20 protein-coding genes and 1 pseudogene are annotated in these 18,163 nt (G+C 53.1%); 19 read left to right on the forward strand and 2 right to left on the reverse strand.

All coding sequences use genetic code 11. From position 1 onward, the window contains the following. Positions 1 to 5 precede the first annotated feature (5 nt). Positions 6 to 1,591, reverse strand: a pseudogene (locus tag HUO07_RS01215) (cryptochrome/photolyase family protein). A gap of 129 nt (positions 1,592 to 1,720) precedes the next feature. Here HUO07_RS01215 and hemH point away from each other — a divergent pair. From hemH to rloA3, 12 genes are all read left to right on the forward strand, one after another. Further along, complete coding sequence (gene hemH, locus HUO07_RS01220; RefSeq protein WP_176302032.1) at positions 1,721 to 2,800, forward strand: ferrochelatase; 1,080 nt, start codon at positions 1,721 to 1,723, stop codon at positions 2,798 to 2,800. Positions 2,801 to 3,037: 237 nt separating this feature from the next. After that, the gene (locus HUO07_RS01225) at positions 3,038 to 5,389 is read left to right on the forward strand and encodes a putative monovalent cation/H+ antiporter subunit A (protein WP_101147807.1); all 2,352 of its coding nucleotides are present in this window, start codon (positions 3,038 to 3,040) and stop codon (positions 5,387 to 5,389) included. After that, positions 5,382 to 5,813, forward strand: coding sequence for a Na+/H+ antiporter subunit B (locus HUO07_RS01230; protein WP_008958991.1), 432 nt, complete (start codon positions 5,382 to 5,384; stop codon positions 5,811 to 5,813). The genes HUO07_RS01225 and HUO07_RS01230 overlap by 8 nt, the downstream gene beginning before the upstream one ends. 18 nt (positions 5,814 to 5,831) lie before the next feature. Further along, a complete protein-coding gene (locus HUO07_RS01235; RefSeq protein ID WP_008958992.1) occupies positions 5,832 to 6,179 on the forward strand; it encodes a Na+/H+ antiporter subunit C in 348 nt (115 codons plus the stop codon). Then, positions 6,176 to 7,780: a Na+/H+ antiporter subunit D gene (locus tag HUO07_RS01240; RefSeq protein ID WP_176302033.1), complete on the forward strand. Its 1,605-nt coding sequence runs from the start codon at positions 6,176 to 6,178 to the stop codon at positions 7,778 to 7,780. The genes HUO07_RS01235 and HUO07_RS01240 overlap by 4 nt, the downstream gene beginning before the upstream one ends. Continuing rightward, positions 7,777 to 8,250 carry a Na+/H+ antiporter subunit E gene (locus tag HUO07_RS01245; protein ID WP_035563156.1) on the forward strand — a complete coding sequence of 158 codons (474 nt, stop codon included), beginning with the start codon at positions 7,777 to 7,779 and terminating at the stop codon, positions 8,248 to 8,250. The genes HUO07_RS01240 and HUO07_RS01245 overlap by 4 nt, the downstream gene beginning before the upstream one ends. Then, positions 8,250 to 8,519, forward strand: a complete 270-nt coding sequence (locus HUO07_RS01250; protein ID WP_176302034.1) for an MrpF/PhaF family protein — start codon at positions 8,250 to 8,252, stop codon at positions 8,517 to 8,519. The genes HUO07_RS01245 and HUO07_RS01250 overlap by 1 nt, the downstream gene beginning before the upstream one ends. Continuing rightward, the gene (mnhG, locus tag HUO07_RS01255; RefSeq protein WP_176302035.1) at positions 8,512 to 8,916 is read left to right on the forward strand and encodes a monovalent cation/H(+) antiporter subunit G; all 405 of its coding nucleotides are present in this window, start codon (positions 8,512 to 8,514) and stop codon (positions 8,914 to 8,916) included. Before HUO07_RS01250 ends, mnhG begins: the two co-directional genes overlap by 8 nt. 199 nt (positions 8,917 to 9,115) lie before the next feature. Continuing rightward, positions 9,116 to 9,289 (forward strand): DUF2256 domain-containing protein, encoded by a 174-nt coding sequence (locus tag HUO07_RS01260; RefSeq protein ID WP_176302036.1) that lies wholly within the window; start codon positions 9,116 to 9,118, stop codon positions 9,287 to 9,289. A gap of 2 nt (positions 9,290 to 9,291) precedes the next feature. Next, on the forward strand, positions 9,292 to 10,737 hold the full coding sequence (locus tag HUO07_RS01265; protein ID WP_176302037.1) for a DASH family cryptochrome: 1,446 nt from the start codon (positions 9,292 to 9,294) through the stop codon (positions 10,735 to 10,737). Between the two features lie 92 nt (positions 10,738 to 10,829). Then, positions 10,830 to 12,098, forward strand: coding sequence for a lytic murein transglycosylase (locus HUO07_RS01270; RefSeq protein WP_176302067.1), 1,269 nt, complete (start codon positions 10,830 to 10,832; stop codon positions 12,096 to 12,098). A gap of 33 nt (positions 12,099 to 12,131) precedes the next feature. Further along, a complete protein-coding gene (gene rloA3, locus HUO07_RS01275; protein ID WP_176302038.1) occupies positions 12,132 to 12,698 on the forward strand; it encodes a retropepsin-like aspartic peptidase RloA3 in 567 nt (188 codons plus the stop codon). 44 nt (positions 12,699 to 12,742) lie between these two features. On the opposite strand, the gene HUO07_RS01280 is transcribed toward rloA3, so the two are convergent. Next, positions 12,743 to 13,456, reverse strand: coding sequence for a 16S rRNA (uracil(1498)-N(3))-methyltransferase (locus HUO07_RS01280; RefSeq protein ID WP_176302039.1), 714 nt, complete (start codon positions 13,454 to 13,456; stop codon positions 12,743 to 12,745). Positions 13,457 to 13,590: 134 nt separating this feature from the next. Here HUO07_RS01280 and phaR point away from each other — a divergent pair, with 134 nt between their 5' ends. From phaR to HUO07_RS01315, 7 genes are all read left to right on the forward strand, one after another. After that, positions 13,591 to 14,106, forward strand: a complete 516-nt coding sequence (phaR, locus tag HUO07_RS01285) for a polyhydroxyalkanoate synthesis repressor PhaR (protein ID WP_176302040.1) — start codon at positions 13,591 to 13,593, stop codon at positions 14,104 to 14,106. A 65-nt stretch (positions 14,107 to 14,171) separates the two neighbouring features. Beyond that, positions 14,172 to 15,458, forward strand: coding sequence for a phosphoribosylamine--glycine ligase (gene purD / locus HUO07_RS01290; RefSeq protein WP_176302041.1), 1,287 nt, complete (start codon positions 14,172 to 14,174; stop codon positions 15,456 to 15,458). Between the two features lie 79 nt (positions 15,459 to 15,537). Next, complete coding sequence (locus tag HUO07_RS01295) at positions 15,538 to 15,978, forward strand: acyl-CoA thioesterase (protein WP_176302042.1); 441 nt, start codon at positions 15,538 to 15,540, stop codon at positions 15,976 to 15,978. Beyond that, a complete protein-coding gene (locus HUO07_RS01300) occupies positions 15,978 to 16,850 on the forward strand; it encodes a phosphoribulokinase (RefSeq protein ID WP_176302043.1) in 873 nt (290 codons plus the stop codon). The genes HUO07_RS01295 and HUO07_RS01300 overlap by 1 nt, the downstream gene beginning before the upstream one ends. A gap of 42 nt (positions 16,851 to 16,892) precedes the next feature. Continuing rightward, a complete protein-coding gene (locus HUO07_RS01305) occupies positions 16,893 to 17,234 on the forward strand; it encodes a histidine triad nucleotide-binding protein (RefSeq protein WP_008959626.1) in 342 nt (113 codons plus the stop codon). A 49-nt stretch (positions 17,235 to 17,283) separates the two neighbouring features. Further along, the gene (gene coq7 / locus HUO07_RS01310; RefSeq protein WP_008959625.1) at positions 17,284 to 17,925 is read left to right on the forward strand and encodes a 2-polyprenyl-3-methyl-6-methoxy-1,4-benzoquinone monooxygenase; all 642 of its coding nucleotides are present in this window, start codon (positions 17,284 to 17,286) and stop codon (positions 17,923 to 17,925) included. A gap of 75 nt (positions 17,926 to 18,000) precedes the next feature. Further along, entirely contained in the window at positions 18,001 to 18,159 is a 159-nt protein-coding gene (locus tag HUO07_RS01315; RefSeq protein ID WP_101147824.1) for a DUF1328 domain-containing protein, read from the forward strand. Positions 18,160 to 18,163: the final 4 nt, after the last annotated feature.

Here is an 18,163-nt window from a genome sequence, read left to right on the forward strand (position 1 = left end):
ATTCCTTATTGGCGTTCGGTTGTGGATATTGCATAGCCAGCGGTGTGGCAGGTTTGCCCGTAGCCCGGCGATGTTTCCAGTTGTGCTAAAAGTGTTCGGCCTGCTGGCGAATAGCCTCACGCTTCTCATCGTTCATGCGCCCAAGGGAGCCGTAGATTAATTTCATGCGCGGATTTTTATTTAATCGCTCCGCATTAGTTTCAAGGAAATGCCAGTAAAGGCTGTTGAAAGGGCAGGCGTTAGGTCCGGTGACCTGCTTTGGCGAGTAGCGGCAGTGCTGGCAGTGATCCGACATTTTGTCGATATATTTACCCGAGGCGCAGTAAGGCTTGGAGCCCATTAAGCCACCATCGGCATGGAGTACCATGCCCAAGGTATTGGGTAGCTCTACCCACTCGCTGGCATCGGCATAAACCGCTAAGTACCAATCGCACAGAGCTTCCGGTTTGACGCCACAGAGGAGGGCAAAGTTGCCAGTGACCATGAGTCGTTGAATATGGTGAGCGTAGCTATTGTCGATGGTCATCTGAATAGCGCGCTGCAGGCAGCGCATATCGGTATTCGCGTCCCAATAAAAATTCGGCAGTTCGCGCGTAAAGCCGAGTTGGTTGGCGCTTTTGTATCTGGGCATCTGTGTCCAGTAGAGCCCGCGTACGTACTCACGCCAACCAAGAATTTGACGGATAAAACCTTCAACTGCATTAATCGGGGCATCACCTGCGTAATAACACTGCTCGGCGGCTTCGCAGACTTCATGGGGCGACAACAAACCTATGTTCATCGCCGCTGAAAGCCGTGAGTGATACAGGTAGGGTGCTGAATCGCTGATCGCATCCTGATAGCGGCCAAAATCAGCCAGCCCATGGTTTATAAAATGATCTAAGTCCACCAACGCTTGTCGGCGTGTGACGGGTAAGTTGAAATTATCCAGAGACCCCATGTGGTCGCCAAAGTGACGTTTGGCATCGCTAAGCGCTTCTTGGGTGAGTGCATCCTGGCGATGATGTGGTAGCTCTGGGAAACCCCGTGCGGCTTTGATGGGCTGACGATTGTCGTGGTCAAAATTCCATTTGCCGCCAACGGGTTCATCGCCCTCCATCAAGAAGCCGGTACGCTTGCGCTGTTCCCGATAAAAGTATTCCAGTCGCAGCTGTTTGCGGCCGCTCGCCCACTGGCTAAAGTCCTCAGGCGTGGTAAAAAAGCGCTCATCTTCACATAGCCGCCAGGGAAGCGTTGCGTTTTCCCGTTGCTGCATCGCTTCCCACAACCGCCATTCGCCGGGCCGCGCAACGCGTATTTCATCGCAGCCATATTGGTGGGCGATGCGCTCGCCTTCTTCGATGAGGGAATGCGTATTATCGGCGTCACCCAGAGCGCTGTAGTGAACTGTGAAGCCTTTTTCACGCAGCGCCTGGGCAAAGTGACGCATGGCTGCCAAAAACAGGCCGATTTTATGTATATGATGAGGCACGTAGCGCGCCTCTTCGGCGACTTCGCACAAGGCGACGACCGCATTGGCGGGCGCGTCTTGTAGCGTTGTGAGTGAAAAAGTGAGCTGGTCGCCGAGCACTAAAAGCAAAGGCTTGGACATAAGTTGGCCTGTTGTTATACAAATAATGTCAATAGTATAACTTTATGCCATCACTTTACCGAAAAGTGATAGCATTTAATTAGTTTGTATTGGCTTTAGTGACACCGCTATTTTTCAGGAGCATGAGTAATGACCGAGAATGTCGTCAAGGATCAGCCGGGCGAGGGTCGGTTGGCCCATGCACCTAGTGATCACCCGTCGGTGCCGCGTGCCAAGGTCGGTGTTGTGCTCGCGAACTTGGGAACACCGGATGCCACCGACTACTGGTCAATGCGTCGCTACTTGAATGAGTTCCTGTCCGATAAGCGCGTGGTCGACTATGCCGGTTGGAAATGGCAGCCACTGCTGCAGTTGATTATTTTGACTAAGCGTCCTTTTTCGTCGGGTAAGGCGTACCGCAGTATTTGGAATAACGAAAAAAACGAAAGCCCGCTGCTAACCACTACCCGGGCTCAAACCGAAAAAATGACGGCGCGGCTGAAAGCACTCTATGGTGACGATGTCGAAGTCGATTTTTGCATGCGCTATGGCAACCCTTCTACTAAAAGCGTGTTGACCCGAATGAAAGAGAAGGGCTGTGAAAAAATCGTCTTTTTCCCCCTCTACCCTCAGTACGGTTCTCCTACAACGGCAACGGCTAACGACGAAGCATTTCGTACGTTGATGAAAATGAAGTGGCAGCCATACATTCGCACAGTGCCCGCGTATTTCGACCATCCTGCCTATGTTCAGGCGTTGGCTAACTCGGTACGAGAAGCCTATGACGGTTTTGCGACCCGGCCCACCAAGCTTGTCGCGAGCTACCATGGGGTGCCCGAGCGTTACTTGATGGAGGGAGACCCTTACCACTGCCAGTGCCAGAAAACCACTCGTTTGCTGCGTGAGAAGCTTGGTTTCAGCAAAGAGGAGGTCGATACCGCCTTCCAGTCACAGTTTGGCCCTGAAAAGTGGGTTGGCCCGCAAACCGTCAAGCATGTAGCGGAGCTTGCCAAGCAGGGGCATAAACATATTGCGATTATGTCGCCGGCTTTCTCGTCAGATTGTGTCGAAACCCTGGAAGAGATTGAAGAGGAGATTCGCGATAGCTTTATGGAAGCGGGCGGAGAGACGTTTAGCTACATTCCTTGCCTGAATGATCGCGACGACCATATCGAAGCGCTACTAAGAGTTATCAATAATGAATTAGCGGGTTGGTTGTCTATTGCCTAACGTGTAACACCTTATTTGCTATAGTCATTTCTTGACAACAGCCGCAGACGAGTTTTTGTTCGCCAGCGGCTGTTTGCGTTTAAGCGTTTGACTGGTCAGTCAAAACCATCTGTTATAAGGTGTACAACTTTAGAATCACACTACTTCAACGCTGGCATGCCAGTGACAGGGCATGATGCCTGGGTATTCGCCTCAACCTCCAAGGTGAGCCTTTCATTTTTCAGGAGATTTCGCCAGATGCAACTTGCCGTTTTAATGGGGTTTTTGCTGGCCGCGTCGTCACCGCTACTGCATCGTTGGTTTGGGCATCGCACCAGTCTTGTACTGGCGCTTTTCCCAGCAGGGTTAGCGGCCTGGCTGTTACTACAAGCCCCTGAAATCATTGAGAACGGCAGCTTGCTGTTGGAGTGGCAGTGGGTGCCTTCCCTGGGTATCAGCCTTACTTTCCTGCTGGATGGTTTGTCACTTCTATTTGGGCTATTGATCACCGTCATGGGCGCCTGCGTGCTGGTGTATGCCGGTGGTTACTTAAAAGATCATCCCGATATCGCACGTTTTCATATTGCACTCGTCGCCTTTATGGTCTCAATGCTAGGGCTGGTGTTAGCGGACGGGCTATTTACACTGTTTATTTTCTGGGAACTGACCAGTATTACCTCCTATTTACTGATCGGTTTTAATCACGCCGATATTGAAGCACGTAAGTCTGCCCGTCAGGGCCTGTTCGTCACGGTGGCCGGTGGCTTAGCATTAATGGCGGGCCTGGTATTGTTGGGGATTGCGAGCGATAGCTGGTCGCTGGCGGAGATCCTTAGCCAGGAAGCCGACCTGCGTGAGCATGCACTCTACACACCCATGCTGATCTGTTTGCTGCTTGGGGCGTTTACCAAATCGGCTCAGTTTCCGTTCCACTTCTGGCTGCCCAACGCCATGGCCGCACCTACGCCGGTCTCTGCCTACCTTCACTCCGCCACGATGGTGAAAGCGGGCATTTATCTACTGGCTCGCTTACACCCAGAGCTTGGTGGAACGGCGATGTGGGTCGGTATTTTGTCCGTTGTTGGGGCGACGACAATGCTGACCGGCGCGTTCCTAGCGATTCACCATACGAATATCAAAAAGCTGCTCGCTTACTCGACCATCATGGCGTTGGGTACGCTGACAATGTTGTTGGGTATTGGCACTGAATATGCGATGACCGCTTTTGTCACTTTTCTGCTAGCGCACTCCCTGTACAAGGGCGCGCTGTTTATGGTCGCCGGTATTCTTGATCATGAAACCGGTACCAAAGACGTGACGCAGATGGGCGGGCTGCGCTCGTTAATGCCAGTAACGGCGATGATCGCATTGGTAGCGGCGCTTTCACTTGCAGGGGTTCCGCCGCTGTTTGGCTTTATCGGTAAGGAGCTAATGCTTGAGTCTGTGCTAGGCGCCGGTAGCTTCCGTATGCTGTTGGTATTATTCGCTTTTGTCGCTTCCATTTTGACCATCGCGGTGGCCTTTATCATTGCGTTACGGCCCTTTTATGGTAAGCGTCACCATACCCCCCTTGAGCCTCATGAAGCGCCGCTAAGCATGTTAGTGGGCCCTGCGTTACTGGCAGTAGGGTCGCTACTGTTGGGCTTAATGCCAGCCTTGCTAGGCGCTAATGCCTTATTAACGTCAGCTGCCACTTCTGTTTCTGGAGAAACGATGGAGGTGACACTGTCACTTTGGTACGGCATCAATGTGGCGTTGATAATGTCGATCATCAGCCTGGGCGTTGGCTTTTTGCTGTTTAAGCGTTGGGATAGTGTGCGAGCCAAGCTTTCATTACTGGCTCCGATCATGCGCCATGGTCCCGAAGCGGGCTATGAAAGCATGATGAACGGCATTGTGCAGTTCTCTGAGTGGCAAACACGGCTGCTGCAAAACGGCTATATGCGTAACTACATTCTGGTGATGTTGATCACGCTTATTGCGCTGATTGGGAATTCAATCTTGTTACGCCATTCGCCAATATTCGCTTTTGATCTTGATGTCCGTTTCCACGAGGTGGTGGTGGCGGGCACGATGGCAATGGGCGCTCTATTTGCCACAACGACTCGCTCGCGCCTTGGGGCCGTCGTGTCGGTTGGGGTAATGGGTTTCTCTATTGCGTTAATTTTTATTCTTTTCAGCGCGCCGGACTTAGCGATTACTCAGTTACTGGTGGAAACTTTAACGGTGATTTTATTGGTGCTGGTGCTGTTTCGGCTGCCGAGGTTTTCAAATCTTTCCACCAGTCTAGAGCGCATAAGAGATGGTGTGGTAGCCGCGATGATGGGCATTTTGATCTGCTTATTGATTATGACTGCGTGGAGTATTCAGCAGTTTGAACCGATTTCGACGTACATGATTGAGAACAGTGCTCCGCTGGCTTACGGCCGCAATATCGTCAACGTTATTTTGGTTGATTATCGCGCTCTGGACACCCTGGGTGAGATGTTCGTGCTGGCACTCGCAGCGATTGGTGTAATTGCCATGCTTAAGCTGCGTCATGGAGAGAACAGCAATGGCAAGAGCGGGGAGAGCAGTAAAGTGACCACCAAGGAGCCTTACGATGGTTAAGTCAGGCACGATTATTCTCAATACGGCGGCACGGCTGTTGATGCCGCTGCAATTGCTGTTTTCTGTTTTTCTGCTGCTCAGGGGGCACGATGAGCCGGGCGGTGGTTTTATTGCCGGTTTGGTAGCCGCTGGGGCCTTTACGCTTTACCTATTTGCCTTTGGGGTGAGCGCGACCAAAGAAGTGCTGCGGATGGTTGATCCCCGTGACCTGATAGGCATCGGCCTGCTGCTGGGGATGATCTCGGTGGTGCCCGCTTGGTTTATGGGTCAGCCTTTTTTGACTGCCCAGTGGTGGACTATTCCGGTGATTGATTTTAAAGCCTCCACGCCGCTGATTTTTGATATCGGCGTTTACTTTGCCGTGCTGGGCTCCGTGACGGGCATGGTCATGACGCTGATGGAGGTGGATAAGGATGAACCCTGAATTCACAGGAGGCACCGCATGGAACCATTGATGGCAGTGGCAATTGGTCTGCTGTATGCGACGGCCATTTTTATGATGCTGCGTCGCTCTATCGTCAAACTGGTGATTGGTTTGATGCTGCTTTCCAACGCTGCCAATTTGCTGATTTTCACCACGGCGGGCATGACCCGTGGTGCCCCGCCGCTGATTGCGGAAGGTATGATGCAGCCGCCTAGCGGCGTAGCTGACCCTTTGCCCCAAGCGGTTGTGCTAACAGCGATCGTGATTGCCTTCGGGGTACTGGCGTTTGCAGTGGTATTGATTCGACGTGCCTATGAAGTCGTTAAGGCCGATGATCTCGATAAGATGAAGGATACTGATACGTGAGGCCTGAAGTTGCTCTTCCCGTCCTCCTGCCCTTGTTGTCAGGGGCTATCTCGTTGCTGTTTTGGCGCTCGCGACCCATGCAGCGATTCATGGCGGTGGCTGGCAATGTCGCGCTGCTGATAGTCAGCCTGTGGCTGTTTGTATCGACGTTGTCAGATGGCTACGTAACGATGCAGATGGGCAGCTGGCCAGCCCCGTTTGGGATCACCTTAATCGCCGACTTGCTAAGTGCCGTCATGGTCTTGATGACCGCAATTATCGGCTTGGCAATGGGGATTTACTCATTGGCCACCACTGGCCGTGGCCATGAAAAATTCGGCTATTACCCCTTGATGCACCTGTTGCTTGCCGGGGTGACCGGCGCGTTTTTGACCGGCGATATCTTCAATCTTTACGTGTGGTTTGAGGTGATGCTGGTGGCCTCGTTTGCGCTGCTGATTCTGGGTGGCGAGCGCGCACAGATGGAAGGGGCGATTAAGTATGTCACGCTGAACCTGTTAGCGTCGGTGATCTTCCTGACGGCGGTGGGGCTGCTTTATGGGATGGTGGGAACGCTCAACATGGCTGACATTGCGCTGCGCATGGATGAGGCAGAGCACACAGGCATGGTCGAAGTGTTAGCGGTCATGTTTATGGTGGCATTCGGCATCAAGGCGGCGGCCTTCCCGCTGTTCTTTTGGTTACCTGCGTCTTATCACACGCCACCAGTCGCTGTTTCAGCGCTATTTGCCGGGCTACTCACTAAGGTCGGCGTTTATGCGATGTTCCGTGTTTTCACGCTGATATTCGATCAAACCATGGGCTATCTTCAGGACATTATGCTCTGGGGCGCAGTATTTACCATGGTGACGGGCGTATTGGGCGCGGCAGCCCAGTATGAGTTCAGGCGCATTTTGTCGTTTCATATTGTCAGCCAAATTGGCTATATGATCTTAGGTTTGGCGCTTTATACACCGTTGGCGATTGCCGGGGGGGTGTTTGCCATCGTGCATAATATGGTGGTGAAGACCAATCTGTTCTTGATTAGCGGTATTACCCATCGTTTGCAGGGCACGTACCAGCTTAAAAAAATGGGGGGGCTTTATCGTGAGCGTCCTTGGTTAGCCATTGCTTTCTTTATCTCTGCCTTCTCGTTAGCCGGTGTGCCGCCGCTATCAGGTTTTTTTGCCAAGTTTGTGATTGTGCGCGCGGGTCTTGAAGTTGAGGCCTACGTGGCCACTGGTATTGCGCTGGCGGTGGGGCTGATGACGCTCTACTCCATGGTCAAAATTTGGAATGAAATATTCTGGAAATCGCTACCGGAAGATAACCTGGTACCCGAAACGGCCACGCCGACTGGTGACGATGGGCGGCTGTTAAAACCAAGTCTGTGGATGATGTATTTGCCAGTAATGGTGCTGGCTCTGTCATCGTTACTGATTGGTGTGTTTGCCGAACCGATTATGTGGGTAATGACCGGCATTGGTGATCAGTTGCTTGAGCCTCGCGGGTATATTGAAGCAGTGCTGGGCGCTTCAGCCAGTGCCGAAGATGTGCTGCTGGATTCAGCTGTCGCCACCGATGAAGAACCTAAGGCTGACGCCGGGGAGGAGTTGCCATGACCGGTGCCATTTGGAACCTGCTGTTAGGATTAGCCTGGGTGCTGTTGAGCGGCGATTTCAGCGGGCTGAATCTCCTTGTCGGCTTAATCTTCGGTTATATCACTCTGGTGCTAATTGAGCCTCAGTTGGATGCCCTGAAAGGTTATCCTGCTCGCGTGCCGCGCTTTATCGGCTTTATCGGCTTTTTTCTAAAAGAACTCATTCAAGCCAACTTACGCGTCGCTTTCGATATCGTGACGCCACCTTGGCATATGAAGCCGGGAGTTATCGCTATGCCGCTTTCCGCCCGTACCGAAATGGAAATTACCATGGTGGCCAATCTGATTTCATTGACACCGGGAACGCTGAGTCTGGATGTGTCTGATGACCGTAAGGTGCTGTATATCCATGCGATGTTTTTAGACAATGAAGAGGAGTTGCGGCGTAATTTAAAAGAGATGGAGCACCGGGCCCTGGAGCTGTTTCGCTAATGGATACTGTTATTCTGATCAGCCAAGTCATCATGAGCCTGGCGCTTATCCTGACCTTTGTTCGTGTCGTGCGTGGTCCGAGCCTGCCCGACCGCGTGGTCGCATTGGAGCTTTTTTCAACCACTGTTGTTGGGTTGGTTGGGGTGTATGCGATCAAGTCGGATGTTGCCAGCTTCCTGGATGCCGCCATTGTGATTGCTTTGATGGGGTTCTTGGCGGCGATGGCATTTGCACGCTTTTTGGAAAGGGGAGGCCCACGGGATGATTGATTTTATAAAAGGCACACTCATCATCGCGGGCTCGCTATTTATACTGCTTGCCGCGGTAGGCCTGCTGCGGTTGCCTGATTTGCTAACGCGTATGCACGCAACCACAAAAGCGGCGGCGTTGGGCGTGATTTTGGTTATGCTGGCAGCCGCTATGCACTTTGCAGAAGTAGGCATTGTGGCCCGTTCGTTTGCCATTATTGTGTTTATTTTGATGACTGCACCGGTCGCGGCCCATGTTATTGGTCGAGCCGGTTACTTTGTCGGTTCCAAGCTTTGGAGTGGAACGGTCAAAGATGAATTGCGCCCTAACTACGACCCGTTGACCCACGAATTAAAAAGTGGCCTGGAAACGCAGGAAAATGCCAAGCGCCAGCCAAGGGAAACAGACCCCGACTAACGCTGACGACACAAGTCCTATCAACACCATTGTATAACCGCCATTAAGCCACCTTCGGGTGGTTTTTTCATATCTACGTTTAATAAATCCCGTTTTTTATACACACTAGTAAAAACTTACCATGTACAATAATTATACTGTATAAGATGATGTGTCTATATTTTGCGGCATGTTACATGCTGCCCGTGAGTAATGTTCTATGCACCGCAAACAACATCTGTCGCAAAAAACCTGCGTTCAATGCGAGCGTCCTTTCTTTTGGCGGAAAAAGTGGGCGCGCTGCTGGAACGAGGTGTGCTACTGCAGCGAACGCTGCCGTCGTAGTGCTAAGCAGGCAAACCGCTTGGCATCAAAGCACTCCAAGGAGGCATGAGCATGAATAGCACGACCGATATCGTCTGGCTGCAAGATGACCTGCGGATTGCGGATAACCCTCTTTTTCACTTTACCGCTCGCCCTAGTTACCTGCTTTGTCTCTTTGTAGTGGACGAACAGTGGTTGGCACCTCTCATAGAGGGCGAATCGACGCCGCGGATCGGGCCGGCCCGATTACGCTTTTTATGGCAAAGTTTGATGGAATTGCGCGGTGAACTTTTGCAACGCGGCAGTGACTTGTTGGTGCGCATTGGTAAGCCGAGTAACGTTGTCATCGAGTTGTCTGCCTCGCTTAATGCCCGACAAATACGCGTTGCCGAGCATCCTGGGGTTGAAGAAAATGCTCATATCCAAGCGGTTGTAGAAGCGCTGCCTAGTGAAACAACCGTTACGTGTATGGAAAGTGGACGTCTTTTTGAACGCCACGCACTGCCTTTCGAGCAGGCGGCATTACCCGAAAGCTTTTCTGCCTTCAGGCGCAGCGTAGAGCAAGCATGTACGGTGCCTGAGAATCGCTGCGCACCGGTAACGCTGCCCCCCTGGCCTGAAGCCCCCAGAGGGTTTCCACCCCTAAAAGCCGTTTGTGAACAGAGCGCCACTTGGCAGCCGGATAGCCGTCAGGGCTATGCGTATCGGGGCGGTGAATCGGCGGCACATATGCGCCTTAACGATTACATTTGGCGCCAACAGGGCGCAGAGACGTATAAGAAAACCCGCAATGGCTTACTGGGCGCGAATTTTTCAACTCGCGTTTCCTCCTGGCTCGCCCGCGGCTGTCTATCGGCACGCCAAGTGTATGCTGCGGTGAAGGCGTGGGAAGCGGAGCACGGCAGCACTGAGTCGAGTTATTGGATTACCTTTGAGCTACTGTGGCGGGAGTATTTTATCCGTGTCGCTGAGCTGGAAGGGGCGAAGATGTTTGGCTCTTATCAACCCGCCAAGCCTTGCGCCGCGTTTGATGCCTGGCGTAATGCCGCCACAGGCCTACCGTTTGTCGATGCCGCCATGTTCGAGCTGCGTCACACTGGCTGGTTATCCAATCGCGCCCGGCAAAATGTGGCCAGCTTTTTGGTGAAAGACTTAAAAGTGGATTGGCGATTAGGCGCTTTATGGTTTGAGCACTGCTTGATTGATTACGATGTTGCCAGTAACTGGGGTAATTGGCGTTATATTGCCGGGGTAGGGCGCGATCCACGACAGGATCGCTATTTTAACGTGCTTAAGCAGGCAGGCCATTACGACCCACAAGGGCTGTATGTTGCGCACTGGTTGAAACCGCTCGAAAATTTCCCCCCTGGTTTAGCACGCCACCAACCATGGCGTGTCAATGCTCTCGCGTTTAAGGCGCCTTATGTTGAACCCGAACAGTGGGCGCAGTGGTTAATTCCTTACCAAGAAGCGGTTACAACAGCCAAGCCGCCTATATTGACTATCGTTACAAAGTAACCTGCACTGATGACCAGCCGTGAAGGCTGGCATCTACGACTTTTCTAGGCCATCATCCCAGACATGCCAAGGACTGCCTAAGGATATAAATGATGTCTCGTAATTTCTCTGTTGGGCGACCATTCCGCCCTTTAGTATGTGCCTCGTTCATTGCCGCGTTAAGCACTCCTTTCGCAGGAAGTATTGCGCTCGCCGACTCACAATTGATGACAGAAGTGGATGCTCAGGCGGCTACTGAGGTGAGTTATGCAAACTTTCAGCAGTGGCTTCAGGAGTTTCGTCAGTACGCCGCCAATCAGGGCATCAGCGAAGCCACCCTGAGCAGTGCACTGGATGGCGTTCGCTTTCGCGAGCGGGTGATTGAGCTCGACGGTTATCAGCCCGAATTTGTCCGCCCTATTTGGGAGTACCTTGATACTGCGGTGTCTTCTACGCGGGTTAATACCGGGCGGGAGAAGTTCGCTGCCCACCGGGATACCGCGCTGCAGATGCAGCAGCGCTTTGGCATCCCTGCCGAAATTATCGTTGCCATCTGGGGAATCGAGAGCAACTACGGCAGTAATTTCGGCGATTTCTCGACCTTGGAATCCCTTGCCACGCTGGCTTATGACGGCCGGCGCCGTGACTTTGCGCGCGGTGAACTACTCGCCGCCTTGCGTATTATCGACGAAGGAGATATCGCCGCCGAGCAGATGAAAGGTTCTTGGGCGGGCGCGATGGGCCATACCCAGTTTATCCCCAGCAGCTTTGAAGCCTATGCCGTGGACGGCGATGGCGATGGCCGTCGCGATATCTGGGGCAGTATCCCTGACGTTATGGCCTCAACGGCTAACTACCTTGACCGGGCTGGCTGGAAGGCCGGTCAGCCGTGGGGAGTCGAGGTGCGTTTGCCAGAAGGCTTTGATTACGCTCAGACCGAGCGACTCAGCAGCGCCGAATGGCGTTCTCAAGGCGTAGAAGCGCTGCAGGGCGAATTGCCAAGCTTTGATAGTGCAGCCATGGTTATTCCCGCTGGCGCTGAGGGCCCTGCCTTCCTAGCAGGCGCAAATTTCCGCGCCATTTTACGCTATAACAATGCCACCAGTTATGCGTTGGCTGTCGCGACACTGGGTGATGCGATCGCCGGGCGTGATGGGATTCAGCATGCCTGGCCGCGGGATCAGCAGCCTCTTACCCGTGACGATGTTCAAGAGCTTCAGCGGGGCCTAAACCGCGCTGGTTACTCTGTGGGGGGCGCGGATGGCGTAATGGGACCCAATACACGCCAGGGGTTGCGGAACTTCCAGCGAGATCAAGGGTTAATACCGGATGGCTTTGCGACGCAAGCATTGCTTGAACAGTTACGTCGTCGTTTAGAGTGATTAGGTTAAATTTCATTTACCAAGGATGATGCTATGCAATTAATGGATAAAAAGTTAGTAGCAAAGTTATTAGTCAGTGCCTTGATGGGAGGCATGCTCTCTGCCTCCGTGGCAATGGCCGATGACGATCAAGTATTTGGCTGGGTTGAAAAAGCAACCCTGCAGCCCTGGGATATTGAGGTGAAGGCCAAGCTCGATAGCGGCGCCTTAACCTCCTCGCTGGATGCGCGAGATATTGAGCTGTTTGAGCAAGATGATGAAGAGTGGGTACGCTTTCGTTTAAAGCTTGAAGATCAGGCGAGTGGTGAGGTCTTCAGTGATCAGATTGAGCGTCCGCTCTACCGAGAATTAGCCGTGCGCGGTGCAGGTGGCCGCGACGAGCGCCCTGTGGTGCTGCTGGAAGTCTGCATGGGCGACACTATTTATGAAGAGCAATTCAGCCTGCGCGACCGTGAAGAGATGAACTACCCGCTACTGCTGGGCCGCCGTACGATTAGCCATCTTGGCATGCTAGATGTGCGTGAAACCTTCTTGCAAGATCCTGAGTGTGGGGAAAACGCGACCGTTGTGCCCCATGACCCAGAAGATGATCAATCTTAACCGCTTGCGCTTACACTAATATTTACATAGTTAAATTTACATAGTTAAAACAGCCGTGACAGCAGGGCGGTCACGGCTGTTTCGACGCGTAGAATGCGCGGACCAAGGTGCATGCCCTCACAACCCGCTGTCAGCAACTGCTCGACTTCCCACGCTATAAATCCTCCCTCTGGCCCTACCAATAATAAAGTAGGTTCACTGATATTTCTTGGGCAGGGGTCAGGCATGCCGGGGTGGGCTACCAATCCGCGTCGGTTGCCCAGTAAGTCAGGTAGTTGCTGCTCCAGAAATGGACGGAAGCCTTTGCTCAGCGTGACAGTGGGTAGCTGTGTATCGCGCGCTTGTTCCAGGCCTAATAGTAGGTGTTGATGAATTTTCTCGGCGCGTAACTCGGGTGACTGCCAGTAGCTTTTTTCTACCCGCTTGGTATGCAGTAAGGTGATCTCTTTGACACCCAGCGCCGTTACATGCTCCAACGTGCGCGCAAGCATCCGCGGGCGGGGTAGCGCTAGCACCAAGTGCACGGGAAGCGGTGGCGGCGGTGGCTCATCAAGGGTTTCCAGTTGGAAATAAGCGCGTTCCGCTGACAGTTCCTTGAGAAGCGCTTTACCCATGTTACCGCCCTGTACGCCTACGGTGAGCAGGGCGCCGGGGGTAGAGCGGTGGACATCGCGCAGATGTGTCAGGCGACGAGGGTCGGTAATACAGACATGACCGTCGACGGTAAGATCGTTAGGATCAAGCAAAATCAAATTCATAATGAGGTCTATTGGTCACAAAACAGGCGCAGTGCGTCTTGCTAAACTATTAAGGTGGCTTGCATGGACGCGTGGTGCAGGCACAATACCAGTAACGGGAGCAAAAGCCCCTATCGCGTTTAAGGAGATGCGCTGTGCGCGTGATTCGCAAATATGCTAACCGCAGGCTATACGATACCCAGCAGAGCCGTTATGTAACGCTGGAAGACCTGCGCCGTTTAATTATTGAAGAAGAACCGTTTCGGGTAGAAGATGCCAAAAGCAGGGAAGATCTGACACGTACTATTTTGCTCTCTATTATCATCGAGCAGGAACAAGCGGACAGCGAGGCAGAAGTGTTTTCTAATGATCTGCTGGCGCAATTAATCCGCGTTTACGACATGACATCGCCGTTGCCACTATCGCGTTACCTCGAGCAGGGTACGCAACTGATGTTAGAGCAGCAAAAACGGATGCAAAGTCAGTGGAAGCAGGCAATGCGTAACACGCCGTTGGAGTTTATGCGCGAGTTGGCTGAAGAGAACATGCGCTTTTGGCAAAAAACGCTGAACCAGCCCGGTCAAGTCGATGACTCAGAAGATACAACGCCGTCTGAGGGCGACAACCGCGATACCAACGATACTAACGATGACAACAAACCTTCCTCCTGACCCACTCGCCGCTGCGCTGTGGCATAATGCCGCCGATAACGTTCTCCCGTTTGAGAAGGATGCACATGAAGGTTTTGATGATAGGCGGCGGTGGTCGTGAGCACGCCCTGGCTTGGAAATTAGCGCAATCTAAACAGGTTGAGCAGGTGTTTGTCGCCCCTGGTAACGCGGGCACCGCGACAGAAGCAAAGCTGACCAATGTAGCGATTGCCGCAACAGATCTAGACAGCCTGATCGCCTTTGCCCGTGATGAGCAGATTGGCCTTACCGTGGTAGGGCCTGAGGCGCCTTTAGTAGACGGTGTGGTTGACCGCTTTCAAGCAGCGGGGTTAACTATTTTTGGCCCTACGCAGGCGGCTGCCCAGTTGGAAGGTTCCAAATCCTTTACCAAGGATTTCCTGGCCCGTCATGAAATCCCTTCGGCGGACTATCAAACGTTTACTGAGGTTCCCCCCGCGCTTGCCTATCTACAAAAAATGGGTGCGCCGATAGTGATCAAAGCAGATGGCCTGGCGGCGGGTAAAGGTGTCATCGTAGCCCTGAGCGAAGCCGAAGCGGAAGCCGCTATCCGCGACATGCTAGAAGCCAATGCGTTTGGCGATGCCGGTGCTCGGGTGGTCATTGAAGAGTTCCTAGAGGGTGAAGAGGCGAGCTTTATTGTCATGGTGGACGGTGAGAATGTCGTGCCTATGGCGACTAGCCAAGACCATAAACGTGCCTACGATGGTGATGCCGGCCCGAATACGGGTGGTATGGGGGCTTATTCGCCAGCACCGGTGGTTACCCCTGAAGTTGATGCGCGCATTATGGAGCAGGTGATTCTGCCCACTGTGCGTGGCATGGCTGCTGAGGGCAATGCCTATACGGGGTTCCTGTATGCAGGCTTAATGATTGATGGCGCCGGTAACCCTCGCGTTATTGAGTACAACTGCCGCTTCGGTGACCCTGAAACTCAGCCGATTATGCTGCGCTTGCTTTCTGATCTGGCGGAGCTTTGCTTGGCGGGTGCCGAAGGCCGATTGGCCGGGCAGCGTTGCGAATGGGATTCGCGTGCGGCGGTAGGCGTGGTATTGGCTGCTGGGGGCTACCCTGGCAGCTATCGCAAAGGCGATGTTATCCACGGCTTAGCAGACGCTGAACAGACAGGTTGCAAAGTGTTCCACGCGGGCACAGCGCAAAATGCCAAGGGTGAAATCACCACGGCAGGCGGTCGTGTGCTGTGCGTAACAGCGTTAGGTGATAGCGTTTCAGAAGCGCAGCAGCAAGCGTACCAAGGCGTTCACGCGATTCACTGGGAAGGCGTTGAGTGTCGACGTGATATCGCGTTCAGAGCGATTGCTCGCGAGGGGTAAGTAAGCCTGATGCTGAGCTAGCTCTGAATGCATACGCCGTTTAAACCGAGGTTCCCTACTTCACTGACGAGGAAAAGGCATGGAGCGTGTCAAGCTGGACTTTCCCGCTGAAGCGGTCATTCATCGTCACTCTCTGGCAGTGCGGGTAACCGATATGAACTACGGCCGCCACTTGGGGCACGATGCGGTGGTATCGCTGCTCCACGAGGCGCGTATTCAGGCCTTTGCGGCGCTGGATCTGCCTGAATGGGACATGCACGGGCATCCATCGGTCGTCGCCGACCTTGCGATAACGTATCAAAGTGAAGCACGCTGGCCTGACGCTTTGATCATTGCGACTGCCGTGCCTGAGCCTCAAGGTACAGCGTTGACAGTTTATCAGCGCATTTACCAGGCAGATTCCCAGCAGGTTGTCGCGACAGCACGGGTTAATCAACTGCTGATTGATCTTGCTACGGGTCGTCCTGTTGAGGTGCCTGAGCAGGTTAAACAAGCGCTTGCACATGCGAGGAGCGGCTGATGTCACGGGAGTATCCGATCATTGCGGTCACCGGCTCTTCTGGGGCGGGCACGACCACCGTTCGGCGCAGTTTTGAGCGGATGTTTCTGCGTGAAGATGTGCATGCAGCCGTGGTTGATGGCGATGCCTTTCACCGCTACACCCGCGATGATTTGCACCGTATCTTCCGGGAGGAGCCCGAGCGCAAAGATGAGCTTTCTCATTTTGCAGTAGAGGCTAACTTACTGGACCGCCTGGAAGGCTTGTTTAGCGAGTATGGCGAACACGGTTCAGGTACCTTTCGGCACTATATCCACGCCGAAGATAAGCAGAAAATTGAAGCGGGCTACCGGGTGGGGACGTTCACCGAGTGGCAATCGCTGCCCTGTGGAACCGACCTGCTGTTCTATGAAGGGCTGCACGGCGGGCTGGTGACTGAAGAGTATGATATTGCCCGCCATGTGGATCTTTTGGTAGGCGTGGCACCCACAATGAATCTGGAGTGGATTCAAAAAATCGACCGTGACACCAAACTGCGTGGTTATTCACAAGAAGCGGTTATTGACACTATCCTGGGCCGGATGGATGACTATGTCCGTTATATCCAACCGCAGTTCTCGCGCACCCACATCAATTTTCAGCGGGTGCCTACTGTTGATACCTCCAACCCCTTTGAAGTGCAGGATATTCCCACCGACGCTGAGTCGTTTGTGGTCATCCGCTTTCGAGATCCCTCCAAGGTTGATTTCCCTTGGCTGCTGGCGATGATCAAAGATTCGTTTATGACCCGCCCGCATACCTTGGTGGTAGCCGGCGCGCGGATGTCGCTGGCCATGGAGCTCATACTTGCCCCTCTGGTCAGGCATCTACTGGCGCAGCGGCGCTTCCGTTAATCGTGACCGTCAGCATTGGCTGAAAGCCGTAAGGAGAGTTATATGGATTGTCTGTTTTGTAAAATCATCAAGCGCGAAATCCCTGCCGATATCGTTTATGAAGATGAGCATGTGTTGGCGTTTAACGATATTGGCCCTCAGGCGCCGACGCATCAGTTGATCATTCCCAAAAAGCATATCGCTACACTCAATGATATCGATGAAACCGATCTTGTGACGGTAGGGCGGCTACAGTTTACTGCCGCCAAGCTTGCTCGTGAGCAGGGCTTTGCTGAAGATGGCTATCGTGTGGTTATGAACTGCAACGAAATGGGCGGGCAAACGGTCTACCATATCCACATGCATTTAATGGGTGGACGTGCTTTCACGTGGCCTGCTGGTTAGTCTAAGTAGACCGCTATCGTCACCCGTCATCAAACAACGGAGTGTTGCCATGGATCGTCAACAGAGTCGTTCAGATCGCGTCATCCACCAGTTTGATACTGTTTTACGTACGCTAATGCCTCACGCGGCCGCATCGCAGCGCACCAGCCCTGCAGTGGGTGTTGTCGATGGCGTGCTCGATGATCAAGAGCGCCGCCACGCGGCGGGTTTGATGCGGATTAATCATACCGGTGAAGTGTGTGCCCAAGCGCTTTACCAGGGGCAGAGCGTGACCGCTAAACTTCCTCATGTGCGTCAACAGGTTGAGCAGTCTGCACTGGAAGAGATCGATCATCTGGCCTGGTGTGATGAGCGTTTAGTGCAGTTACAAAGCCGACCCAGCTATTTAAACCCGCTCTTTTATGTAGCCTCGTTTGGCATCGGTGCAGCGACTGGGGCAGTCAGTGATCGTATCAGTTTGGGGGTTGTTGCCGCGACGGAAGAACAGGCAAGCAAACATCTTGATGCTCACCAAAAATCGCTACCCCCCGGCGATTATCGCTCACGAGCTATCCTACGCCAAATGGCTGTTGATGAGGCGCATCACGCCCATCTTGCTTTAGAGGCAGGGGGCATTCGTTTTCCTGCCCCGGTGAAGTGGGGCATGCGACTGGCATCGAAAGTCATCTCTAAAAGTGCCTATCACCTTTAAATTCTAATAGACGCCGCATAATGGAGTGTGCAGCAAACCCCTAAGGGAAGCGATAACCAAGGAAAGGAGCAAAGGATGCTAGGCAATGCAGTGCTGTTTTTCATCATTGCGATTATCGCGGGAGTGGTTGGCTTTTCTGGCATTGCCGGGGCTGCTTCGACCATTGCGCAAATACTGTTCGTGCTATTTTTAATTCTGTGTATCGTTTCATTTCTTACTGATCGCAGACGTTAGGCGT

It is taken from the genome of Vreelandella maris, from assembly GCF_013371085.1.
Lineage (GTDB): Bacteria > Pseudomonadota > Gammaproteobacteria > Pseudomonadales > Halomonadaceae > Vreelandella > Vreelandella maris.

Coding starts and splice junctions, on each gene's coding strand:
- hemH (WP_176302032.1), top strand. CDS start 1,721: ATGACCGAGAATGTCGTCAAGGATCAGCCGGGCGAGGGTCGGTTGGCC.
- HUO07_RS01225 (WP_101147807.1), top strand. CDS start 3,038: ATGCAACTTGCCGTTTTAATGGGGTTTTTGCTGGCCGCGTCGTCACCG.
- HUO07_RS01230 (WP_008958991.1), top strand. CDS start 5,382: ATGGTTAAGTCAGGCACGATTATTCTCAATACGGCGGCACGGCTGTTG.
- HUO07_RS01235 (WP_008958992.1), top strand. CDS start 5,832: ATGGAACCATTGATGGCAGTGGCAATTGGTCTGCTGTATGCGACGGCC.
- HUO07_RS01245 (WP_035563156.1), top strand. CDS start 7,777: ATGACCGGTGCCATTTGGAACCTGCTGTTAGGATTAGCCTGGGTGCTG.
- HUO07_RS01250 (WP_176302034.1), top strand. CDS start 8,250: ATGGATACTGTTATTCTGATCAGCCAAGTCATCATGAGCCTGGCGCTT.
- mnhG (WP_176302035.1), top strand. CDS start 8,512: ATGATTGATTTTATAAAAGGCACACTCATCATCGCGGGCTCGCTATTT.
- HUO07_RS01260 (WP_176302036.1), top strand. CDS start 9,116: ATGCACCGCAAACAACATCTGTCGCAAAAAACCTGCGTTCAATGCGAG.
- HUO07_RS01265 (WP_176302037.1), top strand. CDS start 9,292: ATGAATAGCACGACCGATATCGTCTGGCTGCAAGATGACCTGCGGATT.
- HUO07_RS01270 (WP_176302067.1), top strand. CDS start 10,830: ATGTCTCGTAATTTCTCTGTTGGGCGACCATTCCGCCCTTTAGTATGT.
- rloA3 (WP_176302038.1), top strand. CDS start 12,132: ATGCAATTAATGGATAAAAAGTTAGTAGCAAAGTTATTAGTCAGTGCC.
- HUO07_RS01280 (WP_176302039.1), bottom strand. CDS start 13,456: ATGAATTTGATTTTGCTTGATCCTAACGATCTTACCGTCGACGGTCAT.
- purD (WP_176302041.1), top strand. CDS start 14,172: ATGAAGGTTTTGATGATAGGCGGCGGTGGTCGTGAGCACGCCCTGGCT.
- HUO07_RS01295 (WP_176302042.1), top strand. CDS start 15,538: ATGGAGCGTGTCAAGCTGGACTTTCCCGCTGAAGCGGTCATTCATCGT.
- HUO07_RS01300 (WP_176302043.1), top strand. CDS start 15,978: ATGTCACGGGAGTATCCGATCATTGCGGTCACCGGCTCTTCTGGGGCG.
- HUO07_RS01305 (WP_008959626.1), top strand. CDS start 16,893: ATGGATTGTCTGTTTTGTAAAATCATCAAGCGCGAAATCCCTGCCGAT.
- coq7 (WP_008959625.1), top strand. CDS start 17,284: ATGGATCGTCAACAGAGTCGTTCAGATCGCGTCATCCACCAGTTTGAT.
- HUO07_RS01315 (WP_101147824.1), top strand. CDS start 18,001: ATGCTAGGCAATGCAGTGCTGTTTTTCATCATTGCGATTATCGCGGGA.